18 protein-coding genes are annotated in these 15,021 nt (G+C 38.9%); 4 read left to right on the top strand and 14 right to left on the bottom strand.

Features of this window, described 5'->3' with window-relative positions; translation table 11 throughout:
* The first annotated feature begins 3 nt into the window (after positions 1-3).
* Positions 4-336 (top strand): YtrH family sporulation protein, encoded by a 333-nt coding sequence (locus JOC54_RS08320; protein WP_035421532.1) that lies wholly within the window; start codon positions 4-6, stop codon positions 334-336.
* A complete protein-coding gene (ytrI, locus tag JOC54_RS08315; RefSeq protein WP_051991967.1) occupies positions 336-854 on the top strand; it encodes a sporulation membrane protein YtrI in 519 nt (172 codons plus the stop codon). Before JOC54_RS08320 ends, ytrI begins: the two co-directional genes overlap by 1 nt.
* 26 nt (positions 855-880) lie before the next feature.
* Here ytrI and JOC54_RS08310 read toward each other — a convergent pair whose 3' ends face one another.
* Positions 881-1,810 carry a DHH family phosphoesterase gene (locus JOC54_RS08310; protein WP_204465652.1) on the bottom strand — a complete coding sequence of 310 codons (930 nt, stop codon included), beginning with the start codon at positions 1,808-1,810 and terminating at the stop codon, positions 881-883.
* Between the two features lie 87 nt (positions 1,811-1,897).
* Between JOC54_RS08310 and JOC54_RS08305 the strand changes: the two genes are divergently transcribed.
* Positions 1,898-2,182, top strand: a complete 285-nt coding sequence (locus JOC54_RS08305) for a YtpI family protein (protein WP_051991962.1) — start codon at positions 1,898-1,900, stop codon at positions 2,180-2,182.
* Positions 2,183-2,206: 24 nt separating this feature from the next.
* Here JOC54_RS08305 and JOC54_RS08300 read toward each other — a convergent pair whose 3' ends face one another.
* From JOC54_RS08300 to JOC54_RS08290, 3 genes are all read right to left on the bottom strand, one after another.
* Complete coding sequence (locus JOC54_RS08300) at positions 2,207-3,514, bottom strand: DRTGG domain-containing protein (RefSeq protein ID WP_035421530.1); 1,308 nt, start codon at positions 3,512-3,514, stop codon at positions 2,207-2,209.
* Positions 3,515-3,588: 74 nt separating this feature from the next.
* Positions 3,589-3,831, bottom strand: coding sequence for a hypothetical protein (locus tag JOC54_RS08295; RefSeq protein ID WP_204465650.1), 243 nt, complete (start codon positions 3,829-3,831; stop codon positions 3,589-3,591).
* Positions 3,832-3,921: 90 nt separating this feature from the next.
* Positions 3,922-4,608 (bottom strand): metal-dependent hydrolase, encoded by a 687-nt coding sequence (locus JOC54_RS08290; RefSeq protein WP_204465648.1) that lies wholly within the window; start codon positions 4,606-4,608, stop codon positions 3,922-3,924.
* 113 nt (positions 4,609-4,721) lie between these two features.
* On the opposite strand from JOC54_RS08290, the gene JOC54_RS08285 reads away from it, so the two are divergent.
* On the top strand, positions 4,722-5,834 hold the full coding sequence (locus JOC54_RS08285) for a M24 family metallopeptidase (RefSeq protein ID WP_204465646.1): 1,113 nt from the start codon (positions 4,722-4,724) through the stop codon (positions 5,832-5,834).
* A 44-nt stretch (positions 5,835-5,878) separates the two neighbouring features.
* Here JOC54_RS08285 and JOC54_RS08280 read toward each other — a convergent pair whose 3' ends face one another.
* The 10 genes from JOC54_RS08280 to tpx form a co-directional block, all read right to left on the bottom strand.
* The gene (locus JOC54_RS08280) at positions 5,879-6,256 is read right to left on the bottom strand and encodes a hypothetical protein (RefSeq protein WP_204465644.1); all 378 of its coding nucleotides are present in this window, start codon (positions 6,254-6,256) and stop codon (positions 5,879-5,881) included.
* A 49-nt stretch (positions 6,257-6,305) separates the two neighbouring features.
* A complete protein-coding gene (locus JOC54_RS08275) occupies positions 6,306-7,076 on the bottom strand; it encodes an SDR family oxidoreductase (RefSeq protein ID WP_235194704.1) in 771 nt (256 codons plus the stop codon).
* A 132-nt stretch (positions 7,077-7,208) separates the two neighbouring features.
* On the bottom strand, positions 7,209-7,352 hold the full coding sequence (locus JOC54_RS08270) for a hypothetical protein (RefSeq protein ID WP_204465642.1): 144 nt from the start codon (positions 7,350-7,352) through the stop codon (positions 7,209-7,211).
* Positions 7,353-7,430: 78 nt separating this feature from the next.
* The gene (gene argH / locus JOC54_RS08265; RefSeq protein ID WP_204465640.1) at positions 7,431-8,807 is read right to left on the bottom strand and encodes an argininosuccinate lyase; all 1,377 of its coding nucleotides are present in this window, start codon (positions 8,805-8,807) and stop codon (positions 7,431-7,433) included.
* Complete coding sequence (locus tag JOC54_RS08260; RefSeq protein WP_204465638.1) at positions 8,804-10,015, bottom strand: argininosuccinate synthase; 1,212 nt, start codon at positions 10,013-10,015, stop codon at positions 8,804-8,806. The genes argH and JOC54_RS08260 overlap by 4 nt, the downstream gene beginning before the upstream one ends.
* 217 nt (positions 10,016-10,232) lie before the next feature.
* Positions 10,233-10,985, bottom strand: a complete 753-nt coding sequence (locus JOC54_RS08255; RefSeq protein WP_204465636.1) for an EcsC family protein — start codon at positions 10,983-10,985, stop codon at positions 10,233-10,235.
* Positions 10,982-11,905: a CMP-binding protein gene (locus tag JOC54_RS08250; RefSeq protein ID WP_204465633.1), complete on the bottom strand. Its 924-nt coding sequence runs from the start codon at positions 11,903-11,905 to the stop codon at positions 10,982-10,984. The genes JOC54_RS08255 and JOC54_RS08250 overlap by 4 nt, the downstream gene beginning before the upstream one ends.
* Before the next feature lie 147 nt (positions 11,906-12,052).
* Positions 12,053-13,237: an acetate kinase gene (locus JOC54_RS08245; protein WP_054795117.1), complete on the bottom strand. Its 1,185-nt coding sequence runs from the start codon at positions 13,235-13,237 to the stop codon at positions 12,053-12,055.
* A 157-nt stretch (positions 13,238-13,394) separates the two neighbouring features.
* Positions 13,395-14,378, bottom strand: a complete 984-nt coding sequence (locus JOC54_RS08240; RefSeq protein ID WP_204465631.1) for a class I SAM-dependent methyltransferase — start codon at positions 14,376-14,378, stop codon at positions 13,395-13,397.
* Between the two features lie 89 nt (positions 14,379-14,467).
* Complete coding sequence (gene tpx / locus JOC54_RS08235; RefSeq protein ID WP_035440260.1) at positions 14,468-14,965, bottom strand: thiol peroxidase; 498 nt, start codon at positions 14,963-14,965, stop codon at positions 14,468-14,470.
* Between the last annotated feature and the right edge of the window lie 56 nt (positions 14,966-15,021).

The raw sequence follows: 15,021 nt of genomic DNA, 5'->3' as shown, positions 1-15,021 counted from the left end.
ACCATGTTAACAAGAGAAATGCTCGCCCATTTAGTTATGAATTTTTTTATCGCGTTCGGCGTTATGATTGGCGGTGCTTTAATTGGTGGAATTGGTGCCTTCTTAATTAGTAAACCGATTTTAAGCGAAATCTACAGTTTATCAAACAGTTTAAAAATATGGGCGATCGTTGCCGCAATCGGCGGTTCGTTTGATGCCATAACAAAAATTGAAAGCGGGTTGTTCAGTGGCGTACACGAGGACATCTACAAGACGTTAGCCATGCTGTTAGTTGCATTTTGTGGCGCTCAGTCTGGCTCAATCGTACTTCGCTGGATTGTTGGAGATCCTGTCTAATGTACATTCCTAATTACAAAAAGCATCGGGGCTGGCTCAGGTTTTTTGCGGGCATTCTAATAGGTGCCCTTATTGGTTGGGGATTCTTTCTTGCTGAATACGGTCAAAAACATGACCATTTCCACGGTGAACTCGGAAAAAAAGAAATCCTTATAAAAGATTTACAAGCAAAAAACGCTCAGTTTATAAACGACCTTACAACACAAAACGAAGAAAATGCAAAACAACTCATTGTTCAAACGCTTTCTGTTACCATTTTAAACGCCGACAAGTACCATTTAAGTCAATTGAATCTATACGAATTAAGGCAACAGATTCTGAAAGAACTTCAGCATTTACAAGGAACCAGCATTGAAACCATTGCTCATTTAACGGAGGTTATGGAAAGTGCTGTACAAAACAAATCTTATTTAATCAATGATAACGTATATACGATTGAAATAAAGCGCACTTACGCATTGCCAGATTTTAGAATTGATGTAGACATCATAAATGAAGAAGCGAAAAGCAGCAATTAAAAAAACAGGCCATGGCCTGTTTCTTTTTATTTCCTGCAAGCATCGATTAGCTTTTTCACAATCAGATCAGTCTCATGCCAACTAAATGCCGTTGCACCAGCTGCAACAGGATGTCCACCGCCGTTATGTTCTTTAGCGATGGTATTAATAACCACGCTTTTAGAACGAATCCTACACCGAATGGTCTCTCCTTCTTCGACAAAAAACACCCATGCTTCCAGTCCTTCTACATCAGCAAATGTATTAACGAGTAAAGAGGACTCATTAGCTGTGACACCACATTCTGTTAATAAGGAGGCAGGTAAACGCATCACACCAACATTTCCATTATGGATTTCAAAATTCTGCAGAATATGTCCTTCTAATCGAACCATTGGTAAAGAGCGCTTGTATAAATGCCGATAGAAATCTTGCGTATCAAAGTCCATCTCCAACAAACGCGCTGTTCTCAGTAACGTCTTTCCTGTCGTGTTGCGAAAACGGAAACGTCCAGTATCGCCAACAATCCCACCATAAAGAAGAAAAGCAGCTTCTTTTGTTAGAATAAGCTCTTTCGTTTCTTCTAAAAGTGCAACAACAAGTTCACTAGTTGAACTAACAGTTGTGTCGACATACACAATGTCACCATACGGTTCTTCGTTCGGATGATGATCTAATTTCATAATCTTCTCGCCCAGCTGATAACGACTATCACTAATACGCGCTGTATTTGCTGTGTCACATACAATGACCAGGGCACCTTCATACATCTCATCAGTAATGTGGTCCATTTCCCCAAGAAAAGATAAAGAGTCTTCCATTTCTCCTACAGCAAAAACGTTCTTTTCTGTGTATGTGGCTTGTATAATCGACTTTAACCCTAATTGAGAACCTAATGCATCAGGATCAGGTCGAACATGACGATGAATAATAATTGTTTTGTATTCTTTTATTTTCGTTAAAACATGCTTTAACATCTTCTCGCCTCTCTCTAAATAAACTAGTCAAAACGTAATAATCACGCTACAATAAAGGTAGAAGCGTTATTTTTGGAGGTTACATGTATGGATCGAATTATGGTCATTCTTGCAATAGGTACTTTTTTATTTTATTTAATGAGTCGCATTCGTTCATTACGATTAGCGGACTCTCTTGAAAAACGAATTTTAGAATCGCGATCCAGAATTGCATTAGGCGTAACGTTAATTGCATTGAGCGTAAACATCCTATTTTTGTCATCCTTCACTGCTGTTCAAATCATTGTAGGAACAATCTTCATTCTATTCGGCGGTGCTAATGCCATATATGGTTTTAAAGCTCATAAGCATTATACAGCACAATTAGATTAAACTTCCTCGAGCAGGAAGTTTTTTTCATTCTATTAATTGTGCTGTAAGAAGCCCTTTGCCAACTCGTTCGCCTTCACGATACAGTTCTACATCAAACTTGCCATGCTTTCTCCCAATTTCTAATATTTGAGGTAAAACTTTTATTTGACTTTCAATCTGCACAGGCTTCAAAAAATAAAGCGTTAGATTCTCTAAAACAATATCCCCTCGTTTATGTTTTCTCATCATTCTTTTAGCCGCTTCAACCATTAATGTGACAACGACCCCGTAAGAAATGGTTCCCATTTGGTCTGTCATTTGCGGCGTAATATCAACCGTAAACTCAATTTCTTGCTGGTTTTCTACTTCTTCCATTCGACTTGTAACAATCTCCTCGATCGTTTCACCCACATGAGGCTGTCGTTGCGTCGTTTGCATCGCTTTTAGTACATCTTGACGACTAACAACACCAATAAGCTTACGCTGACTATCTGTAACTGGTAGCAATTCAATTCCTTGCCAAACCATCATATGAGCAACTGCAGCAATCGAAGTTCGCTCATTTACCGTTATTGGACTAGAGGTCATGACCTTTTCAATTACTAATTCTTTTGGTTGATCAAACACATCTTTTGCAGCAACCATTCCACGAACTTTTAACGTTTGATCAACAACCGGGTAGCGACTGTGTCCAGTTTGCTCATTTAATTCTTGCCATCGGCTTATAGGTGACCCCATTTCCAAATAAAACGTTTCGTCTAACGGAATTAAAATATCGTCTACTAAAATAATTTCTTTTTTTATTAACTGGTCGTAAATCGCTCGATTAATCATTGCTGCCACTGTAAATGTATCATAGGAAGTAGAAATGACTGGCAAATTTAGTTCATCTGCTCGTTTAATAACATCAGAGCTCGTATCAAACCCTCCGGTTATCAAAACAGCAGCCCCCGTTTCAAGCGCTATCTTGTGGACTTGATAACGATTTCCGACAATTAATAAATTGCCAGCCGTAACGTAGCGCATCATTGCTTCCGTTTTCATTGCACCAATGACAAATCGATTAAGCGTTTTATGTAGGCCTTGTCTACCACCTAAGACTTGTCCATCCACAATGTTTACGACTTCAGCATAGGTTAATTTTTCAATATTATCTTTTTTCTTCTTCTCGATTCGTATCGTTCCAACTCGTTCAATTGTTGATACGAGTCCTTGAGTTTCAGATTCTTTTATTGCCCGGTATGCTGTTCCTTCACTAACGGACATGGCTTTTGCAACTTGTCGAACAGATATTTTTCCGCCAATTGGAAGTTGCGAGATGTATTCAATGATTTGTTCATGTTTTGTTGTCACGTTGGGCACCACTCTTTCACCGATTCACTCGTTCCTCACAAGTATACGACTTGATATGGTACCCAAGCAACTTCTTATCCAAACTGACGTTGTTTTTCATGGACGACGTTCGTTTTGCTTTGCGTCTGCCTCCCTTTCTGTTTTTTGACTGAGTGAATAAAGGCTAGTCCATTGCCTACGATGACTACTGCACAAAATCCCAACCAACTATAAGCAAAAACCTGGTTTAAACCGCCCTCATCAAAAGGCAGTCGCTCAAAAGCGTAAGCACCTAAAATGCATGCAAGCAGTATACAAATGATTGAACGTTGTTTCATTTTAGTCCCCTCCTTGTCCTACTTTATGAAATTCCAGCAAAAAAAAGACCAACAAACGGAGCACTTACGCTCCGTCATGTTGGATTTATTTTACAGATTTATGCTTTCACCCACTGCAAGAACTTGCCCTTTGTTCGAGTCTAAACTTTCAACAAATGCTTGTGGGTCTTGTTTTATAGGCGGGAACGTATTGAAATGAATTGGAACTGAAACGTTTGCACCAATCCACTCTACAGCAGTTTTTGCATCTTCTGGACCCATGGTAAAGTTATCACCAATCGGGACAAACGCTACATCAATTTGATTGCGTTCTCTAATCAGCTTCATGTCACTATATAATGCTGTATCCCCCATATGGTAAATAACTTTTCCTTCAGCCTCAAATAAAATTCCTCCAGGCATTCCTGTATAAACGATCCGTTGTTCTTCCTCCTCTGTGTATGAAGAACCATGAAAAGCTTGAGTGAATTTCACACGACCGAAATCAAATTCATACGCACCACCAATTGACATTGGATGAACATTCTCAACCCCACGAAAACTCATGTATGTCGCAAGTTCTGCAACTGCCACGACTAGCGCGCCTGTCCTCTTTGCGATCTCTACCGTATCACCTACATGATCATTATGTCCGTGCGTGAGCAAAATAACATCTGGCTGTTCCTTGTCTGGTACTAAATCTGTTAATTCATTACCTGATAGAAATGGATCAATCAAAATCGTCTTATCCCTTGTTTTTATTTTTACTACTGAATGACCATGATAACTAACTTCCATGTTTAATACTCCTCTCAGATTTACTATCATTAATCTCAATAACCTTTTCACCTTTCCCCTAAACATTCAGACAGATTTCAACTATAATAGAGTTTGAGAAAGGGAGCGTGATGATGGAACTTTTAAGAACAAAGACATTACAAAACGAATTGGTACAGAAACAAGCTGCATTTGCATTTCTAACGAGCAAGGAGAACGTTTATTATTTAACTGGATTACGGGCAAATCCTCATGAAAGGCTGATCGCGCTTCTTGTTTTCAAAGATGAATACTTCCTTGTTATTCCGAAAATGGAGGAAGAGGTTGTACGCGAAGCTGGATACGGTGGAGAATTGCTAACCTACTATGATCATGATAATGTTTGGCAACTGATTAAACAGCGTGTATCTCATTTGCTTTCGCCTGGATCCCTCATTTTAATTGAAGAACGAACCCTCTCATATGAACGAGTTTTAGCATTACAATTATTAGATCGTGATGTAACGTTTGCTGACTGTGAGTCATTAATGATGAAGCAGCGTTTAATCAAAACAGATGCAGAATTAGAGACGCTGCAAGAGGCAGCTGCATTTGCGGATGCTGGCATTGAATTTGGCGTAAACGCACTTTATACAGGCATAACAGAGCTTGAAGTTATTGCGGAAATTGAGTATCAGCTAAAGAAACAAGGTATTCGTGAAATGTCGTTTCAAACAACCGTTCTTTTCGGAGATCATGCTGCTTCACCACATGGCAAGCCTGGAAATCGCCAACTTAAAGAAGATGAATTTGTCTTATTTGATTTAGGCGTTGTTGTTGATGGCTATTGCTCCGATATTACTCGGACTGTCGCATATGGTGAAGTATCGGAAGAAGCTGGCCAAATTTATCAAACGGTCTTAAATGCACAGCTAGCGGCTATTGATAAAGGAAAACCAGGTACCGTTATCGGCCAACTTGATTTAACCGCACGATCTGTTATTGAAGAAGCTGGTTATGGTGCTTACTTCCCCCACCGACTTGGTCACGGATTAGGGATTGATGTTCATGAGTTTCCTTCAATGAGTCAAGCAAACGAAGATGTTTTACTCGAGGGGATGACGTTTACAATTGAACCAGGAATCTATGTACCTCAAGTTGCAGGTGTTCGCATAGAAGATGATGTCGTTGTTACAGCTGACGGCTTAGAAAGCTTAACTATTTTCCCAAAAACTTTATTAACCATCCCTGTTCGTTCAAAAGAATAAGCAAACAGCCTTCCTACAAGTAGGAAGGCTGTTTTTTAACGTGTTTATATGCTCATTTTCCAAACAAATCGCTCACTATCGCGGTTCATCCAATGAATTTCAAATTGTTCTAGCTCGGGAAACTTATGTTTAAGAATAATGGCATAATCCTCTTTTGTTTTCTTTTCTGAAAGCTGGAGCTCTTTCAGCAAGCTTGTTACCTCTGCTTTAGCTTTTTCACCTTTTATCACCGTATTTCCTTTTTCATATTCATAGCGATTTGGATTATCAAACTCCCATTCATGCTCAAGTTCGTTCTCCACGATTGTTATACGAACGGAAAAACAGTTCATCAATTCTGTCCCTGAGGCAGCATGAACTGACAAAGATTGGATAAGCATAAAAACAATGGTAAAAAAAATCATTCTGCTCACGTTTTTCATCACGTCACCTCTTTCTTATAAGGTGCGTTAAAAGAATTTATTTTATTCTCTAACGATAGCGATGAATAACGTCCACTCCACCGGTCACTTCGATTACAGTTCCAGTAACCATATCAGCCTCATCTTCGCTCAAAAATAAAACGGTACGCGCGATGTCTTCTCCAGTACCTGAACGACCGATTGGCGTGTTGTTATCAGTTTGATGCCTTGCTTCTTCAATTGAGGCTTCCTTCATCTCCCCCATAATATTACCTGGACAAACCATATTTGCGGTAATTCCATACTCAGCTTCTTCAATTGATATTGTCTTCATTAAACTAACTAAACCAACTTTAGCTGCTGCATAAGCTGATCGGTAGATCCAACCAGGAGCATTATTGGCTCCTTGAAAGCCATAAAAGACAATTCTTCCAAAATGTTGCACTCTCATAGCAGGCACAATTTGTTTTAAAAGATAATATGCGGAATGTAAATTGCCATTAATCATCTTGTTCCACTCGTGATCTTCATAATCAACCAATTTTTTCTTCTCAAAAATATATGGGCCAGCATTATGAATGAATAAATCAATTCTTCCTTTGAAAAGGAGGGCATTTTTTACAAGCATCTCACAATCTGCTTTATTTCCAACATCGGCCTTTATAAGCTGCAACACATTCTTATCCCATTGATTTGCTAATTCAGCAGCTCGCTTTTCATCACTATAATATGTAACTGTTACTGAATAGCCATTTTTCAACAAAGCCTCTGTTACTTTTAAACCGAGACCTTTTGTTCCAGCTGTAATGAGCGCATGTCTCATAAATGATCCACCTCCCATTCAAAGATACAACATCTTTCAGTTACAAAGCAAAATTAAATGACTATTAGTGTTAGCTTCTGAAAGGATTATGGTTCTCTGTAATAAAAAAAAGCACAAGAAAAATCATATCCTTGTGCTTCCCCTATCTTCTTATTCATTGCTATTCGTACTTTCTTTCTTTTCTACTTCATTTTTTTGATTGTCAATCGTACCTTGCTCATAAGATGCAAGAAGTTGGTGGTGAATTATATCTTCTCCCTCTTCAAGTTGACTAGCAAGTTTATCCTTATCCAATTGAATCGCCTCCTACAATTAGCCTTCCTTCAATTGGTGGAATTTATGACAAAGAAAAAACCCTTTTTAAAGAGTTTTTTAAGGATGAATAATTGTTTTCGCTTTTTCTAATGCTTTCTGAACTTGATCAAATCCCGTTCCACCTGCACTATTTCTACGAGCAACGACGGTTTTCGGTTGGAGCACTTCATAAATATCTTCTTCGAAAAATGAACTAGCCTGTCGATACTCGTCCATTGATAAGTCAAGCAAGTAAACGCCTTTTTGAATGGCCGTTAACACAAGCCGTCCAACGATTTCATGCGCATCACGAAATGGCACACCTTTGATCGCTAGGTAGTCGGCAAGTTCCGTTGCATTAGAAAAATCTTGTGAAACGGCAGCGTTCATCTTTTCTTCTTTTACTGACATCGTTTCAATCATTCCGGCAAAGATTTGAAGTGAGCCCTTTACCGTTTGAACAGTATCAAACATTCCTTCTTTGTCTTCTTGCATATCTTTATTATAAGCCAGTGGTAAACCTTTTAATGTCGTTAGTAGTGCAAAGAGATTTCCATAAACGCGACCCGTTTTTCCACGAATCAGCTCTGCCATATCTGGGTTCTTTTTTTGCGGCATGATGCTTGAGCCTGTGGCAAACGTATCATCCATTTCAATAAACTGAAATTCTTGTGATGACCATAAAATAAGTTCTTCACAGAAACGAGATAAGTGCATCATTAAGGTCGAAGAAGCCGCCAAAAATTCAATAATAAAATCGCGATCGCTAACCGCATCAAGACTGTTTTCATAAATACCCTCGAACCCTAACAATTGAGCGGTCATTTCTCGATCAATTGGGAAAGTGGTACCCGCTAACGCGCCAGCTCCAAGTGGAGAGACGTTTACACGCTTCAAACTATCTTTAAGTCGTCCAAAATCCCGCTCAAGCATCCAGAAATAAGCAAGCAAGTGGTGGGCAAAAGAAACCGGTTGTGCTCTCTGTAAGTGTGTATATCCAGGAATTAATGTTTCCACATGTTGCTGGGCTTGAAGAACGATAGCTTCTTGCAATGCGCGAATCGATTCCATTATTTCTTTCGTTTCAGTCTTAAGGTAAAGATGCATGTCTGTAGCAACTTGATCGTTTCTACTTCTTCCAGTGTGAAGTTTGCCCCCCACAGGTCCAATCTCATCGATCAATTGTTTCTCAATATTTAAATGAATATCTTCTTGCGCTACTTCATAGTCAAGCTGCCCTTGTTCCGCTTTCTGTTTAAGCGTCTTTAGGCCAGCTATAATTTGATCCGCTTCTTCTATAGAAATAATTTGACAGGCTTTGAGCATCGTTACATGGGCTAAACTGCCTTGAATATCTTGATATACAAGTTTTTGGTCAAAGCCGATTGATGCACCAAATTCATCGACCCATTTTTCAGCGGATTTAGTAAATCGACCGCCCCAAAGCTTTGTCACGATGTAACCTCCTTTTTCTCTTGAACGACTTTGCTATGCACCTTTGTTGGCAGGCCCCATAGAGATATAAAGCCAACAGCTGCGTGATGATCAAATTCATCGTCCGCTGTATAAGTTGCTAGCTTCTCATTATACAGTGAATAAGGAGATTTTCTGCCTTCGACAACAGCGTGGCCTTTAAATAATTTCACACGAACAACGCCTGTTACATGCTGCTGTGATTCTTTTAAAAATGCGCGTAATGCTGGTTGAAGGCTTGAGAACCATAGTCCCTCATAAATGACTTCAGTTAATTTCTTTTCAATAATCGGTTTAAAATGAGCAAGTTCTTTTGGTAACGTTAAATCTTCTAATTCTTTATGTGCTTTAATTAATGTCATAGCTCCAGGGCATTCATATACTTCGCGTGATTTAATACCAACAAGTCTGTTTTCAACGTGGTCAATTCTTCCAACGCCATGCTTTCCGGCAATCTCATTTAGCTCAAGAATGAGCTGATCAAGCGGCAATAAAGTTCCATTAATCGCTACTGGTTTTCCTTGATCAAATTTAATTTCAATTACATCCGCGACATCAGGAGTTTGTTCAAGAGGTGCTGTTAATTCGTAAGCACCTTCTGGTGGTGTTGCCCATGGATCTTCTAAAATGCCACATTCATTACTTCTTCCCCATAAGTTCTGATCAACGGAATACGGATTGTCTAAATCAACCGGAATTGGGATATTATGCGCTTTTGCATATTCAATTTCCTCATCTCTTGACCAAGCCCATTCTCGTACAGGTGCCAATACTTTTAAATCTGGATTTAACGCTTGAATGGACACTTCAAAGCGAACTTGGTCATTTCCTTTGCCCGTACAGCCGTGTGCAACAGCGGTCGCCCCTGTCTGTTCAGCAATTTCAACTAATTTTTTGGAGATAAGGGGACGAGAAAGTGCAGATACAAGCGGATACTTTTGTTCATAGAGTGCATGAGCTTGTAATGCTGGAAGCACAAAATCCTCCGCAAACTCTTTTTTCGCATCAATTGTGTACGATTGACTCGCTCCAACTGTTAATGCTTTTTGTTTCACAAATTCAAGATCTTTGCCTTCTCCGACATCAAGTCCAACTGCAATAACATCGTACCCTTTATCAGCTAACCACTTTACTGCTACAGATGTGTCTAATCCACCAGAATATGCCAATACTACTTTTTCTTTTGTCATTTAAATTCCCCTCCACAATGAATAAACATTCTCTTTTTATTATTTTTATACATTTAGTTTTAAAAAATAAACCGAATACACGTGATCGGTTTGCATAAAAAACAAATTAAATTAATTAATATACATTACTTTAACAGTCTTGATCTTTTTTGGCAAGAGATTTTTTAAGAATGAATTCCGAAAAAATAGGCCCCATTTATGAGAGCCTATCCTTGACTTATGTATTCATTATTAACCAACGTTTACTATAAAACATTCTAGAATCAATGGTCGTTGTTTTTACTTGCCGATACGTTGTCCCTGCATTTATAACACCACTTAAAAATCGTTTCCCCGGAAGCTTTGAGTGATTAATTTGACTGATAATGGCCCACTTTGCAACTTGCTTTATTAATACTTGGCCCGTCTCTTGACTAACAATGTCTTCTTTTCCAAAATAAAGCGGCTGGTTGTTTCTTGCATCATTCATTTCTTCAGCTAATAAGTTCCATTCTTCCAGCTTTGCTTTGCTTGGCAAAAAGCTGTAGTTGAGAATTCGCATCGTATAGATTGCCTCAAACGAAGAACGCGATGAAAATCCATAGAAGTGAGCAATACGCTGCACAGCACGTAAACATGCCCATATTTGTAAAGGTAAATCTATACTCATTCGCTTGTTCGATTTCGATAATAGAAAACCTTGTCCAAACGTTATCATTCTTAATTTAGTTAATTCTAAGTCGAGCTGCGCTTCTTTTTCTTGAAAAATTGTAGGCGAATCGGACCGATGCAACTGCACACTTGATTCATTCTTTTTAAGAAAAATCTCTTGATTTAACACATGGTTCAATTGCATACATAAAGGCTCTATCGACTTAATCCAGTCATGTTCATATGATTTTTTTTGTAATGGAGAGTAATCAAGTGCATCACTAAGCAACGTTTTTTCGTACGTCTTTATGCGCTGATTAATCTGTTGATTCACATTCATTCCTTATCGCCCTCCTGCCATTTGGAATAAACGACCATATTCCTTTTAAATAGATCGATGTATGGAAAAATATCCTCTTGTTCACCCATTTGTTCCAGTACTTTTAATTCCGTATTCATTTTCTTAATATAATAATAGAGCAGCGCTTCCGCTGTTTTAGGTTGAATTTGGCCACCTTCAGCTGATGGGTATTGAGCTAAAACACCGTGTTTCAAAGCTTGTAATTCATCTTGATTAGGGTCAATCTCTTGTGAAACTGCTGCTTGATTAATCATTTCAACTGTAAGAACCAACTGTCCTATTAATTCACCTGTCTTTGTGTAGCTTGGGGTTAGTGGATCAGTTAATGCTTTAATTTTGCCAATATCACCAAGCAAACAAAGTGCCAACACAATGTCTTTATTAACTTGCCGATAAAGTGGCAGTACTTGCATTGCTGCGTACATTAATTCTACAATTTGCTCTAAAAGTCCCGCATAATACGCATGATGGTACTTTTTGGATGCAGGCATTGTTGTTATTTTTTCTCGAATTCCACGGTCTCCATAGACTACTTTTATTAATTGCTGAAGGATAGGTGATTCTACTTCATCCATCATCATCCGTAACTCATGCCATAAATCTTCTCTCGATAAACCTTTTTTAGAAATCAATTCTGTTCGATTGATTTGATCTTCTTCTGTTGCTAATCTAATTTTTTGAATCGTTAGTTGCTGTTTTGATCGATATGTCTCCAACGTTCCTTCTACTTTGATTACGGATTTTAACACGAATTTTTCCTGCTGCTCCTCCGTTATATCCCACAGCCTCGCTGATAGAAGGTGATGCTGTTGTTGCAAAGTAAAGTTAGCATATAGAGAACCGTTTGATGCTTGCTTTATGTCTCGATCTCTAATCATATAAAACCCTGTAGTTGTCATTACACGCACCTCTACTTTAATAGTAGCTGACGGCACAGAAAAAGGCAAAACGAATCATAATCATAGGTAACATAATAACTTGAATTGTCCTGGTACTAATTCTCCTTTTTAAGAAACAAAAAAAGCTAGGCTTACGCCTAGCTTTTATCATGTTAAACGCACAGTATCACGAGCAATCATTACTTCTTCATTTGTCGGGATAATCATGATTTTTACTTTTGAAGAATCCGTATGCAGCATGGTTTCTTTTCCACGCACGTTGTTCTTAGAAAGATCCGCTTCAACACCCATAAACTCTAAACCTTTAAGCACTCGTTCACGGATTGTTGAGCTGTTCTCTCCAATACCAGCAGTAAAGATAATGACATCGACTCCGCCCATTCTCGCAGCATACGATCCGATGTATTTATGGATGCGTGATGTGAAAACATCTAAAGCAACTTGTGCACGATCGTTACCTTCTTCAGCTGCTGACTCGATATCACGCAAATCGCTTGAGAAACCAGTGATTCCAAGAAGGCCACTTTTCTTATTAAGCGTAGACACAACTTCGTCAACTGTCTGATCTGTTTTCTCCATAATGTAAGGAATAAGCGCAGGATCAATATTCCCTGAGCGAGTTCCCATTGTTACTCCTGCAAGTGGCGTAAAGCCCATTGACGTATCAATTGATTCGCCGCCTTTAATTGCTGCAATACTAGCACCATTACCAAGATGACAAGACAGAATACGAAGATCTTCAACCGGACGATCTAGAATTTCAGCTGCACGCTGGGATACATATTTGTGTGAGGTTCCGTGAAACCCATATTTACGAACACCGTACTTCTCATAGTATTCATAAGGCAAGCTGTACAAATAAGCACTTTCCGGCATTGTCTGGTGGAAAGCTGTATCAAAAACCGCTACAGCTGGGACAGAAGGAAGAACCTCCTTGAATGCTTTAATTCCAGTTATATTGGCCGGATTATGCAATGGCGCAAGCTCTGTGACTTCTTCAATTCCAGCAAGAACTTCATCCGTAATTAAAATAGAGTCATTAAATTTCTCTCCACCGTGAACAACACGATGTCCAATTCCTTCAATCTCATCTAATGAAGCAATAATAGACAAGCTTGTTAGTTGCTCAAGCAATAATTTCACTGCATCTGCATGATTCGCTATATCAGTTGTTGTGACATGTTCATCGTTATTTGCTTCAATCGTAAATACAGAATCCTTCATTCCAATACGCTCGACTAGCCCTTTTGTGATTACTTTCTCTTCAGGCATCGATAAAAGTTGAAATTTTAACGAAGAGCTTCCTGCATTAATCGCCATAATAGTTGCCATGATTTTTTTTGCACTCCTTTTTTCTATCCATCTATACCATTTAAGCATTGTGAAAGCTTGATTTCAAGCGGGCATAATTGGTAAAGCGCATACATTAAATTAGTGCCAAAAAAGCATGAATTTCGTCTTTTTCGAATACAAAAAAACGCTAGACCTCCTAGCGTTTTAATTGCTCCTCAAACCAGCGATTAATTTGTTTCACCATATCCTGCATCGCTTCTTTATTTGAGAAAGTCGGTAACTCAGCAAATAGCGCTTGTTGCGGCACTGGAATTCCCTCTTTTTTCTTTTGTAGCAGCAAGATACTTTTCTGTTGCTGAACATTAGAAAACATCGATGACGGTAATTGTAGAAGTCCCAATACAACAGCATCCTTTTTTAAATAAGCATGCAAAGCCGCTGACTGATCACTTTCAAACAAGAAGTTTGGAATAACAAATAGCGCAAACCCTCCATCATTTAGGGATTTAATTCCTTGTTCAATCATCAAATGATGAATATAAGAGTGACCTTCTTTCGCTTTTAACTCAAATGAAGAAGCCACATCATCTTTCGGGTAGTAACCTATTGGTAAATCACTGACTACCAAATCTGTTTTCTGAGGGACAACTTGCAAGCTATCTTGGTGATAGAGATGAATCTGATGCTGTTGTAAATTAGCGCTTGAGTATGCGTTTTTTAATAACGTCTCGTCAACTTCAAATCCGCTTGCTTCAATTGGAGTTGTCGCGTTGTTGCAAATAGCAAACAATAAGTTACCCGATCCAACCGCTAAATCGAGAAGCTCTGTATTTTCACGATCCTGTACGAGTTTATTCACTAAGTAGCTTATAAACAAACTGACGGCATCTGGAGTCATGGAGTGATTGGGCTGGACCGCTCCCTTCATCCCTTTTATTACCCCAAGTTGAAATGCTTTGCGTACTTCTTCCTGCTTCCACTCAAGTTGCTTGACCTTATCTAGCAACTCTTGCACTTCTTCCTCGTCTGCAGGGGAAAGAGATTGCAAAATGGTTCCCTCAAATAAATTATCCCCTGCTTCCGCTAGTGCTTCTAAATAGGTTAACTGTGATTGATGAGCTAACTTATCTGACGTTTGGTCAAGATACTCAAATAACTTTGTTACATTCGTTGTTTCCATTATTATCACCTTTTCTGACGCTTTGATCTGCATTGTATTGTACAAGCTTGACGTAAATAAGTCCACTGACTAAGCAGTGGACTTGATCGTTATGCGTTTTTCGCTTGCTTCAGCGCTTCCTCGTAATCTGGATGATCGGTCACTTCTTTTACGTACTCTGCATGAACCACTTCATCCTTTTCATTAATAACAAAGACTGCCCTTGCTAACAGGCGCAATTCTTTGATCGCAACCCCGTAAGCTTGTCCGAAAGAAAGGTCACGGTGATCCGATAACGTTTGGACCTGTTCAATCCCTTCAGCAGCACACCATCTTTTCTGAGCAAACGGTAAGTCAACACTTACTGTTAGAACAACCGTATTTGTTAAGTCTGAAGCCGCTTCGTTAAATCGTCTTGTTTGTGCATCACACACACCTGTATCAATTGACGGAACAACACTTATTAAACGAACCTTGCCTTTCGAGTCATTTAATGTCACTTCAGATAAATCGTTAGCCAATACAGTAAAATTCGGGGCTTGATCTCCCACCTTTACTTCATTTCCAATTAACGTTACTGGATTTTGCTTAAACGTAAGTTGTGCCATTTTAAAACTCCTCCTTTAATCGCTTTTATCTCTTCTAAATAGTACACAGGTTTGGC

This window comes from Shouchella xiaoxiensis (genome assembly GCF_016907895.1).
GTDB lineage: Bacteria > Bacillota > Bacilli > Bacillales > Bacillaceae_D > Shouchella > Shouchella xiaoxiensis.
Note: the sequence above shows the minus strand (reverse complement) of the source record. Positions and strands in the feature narration are given on the sequence as shown.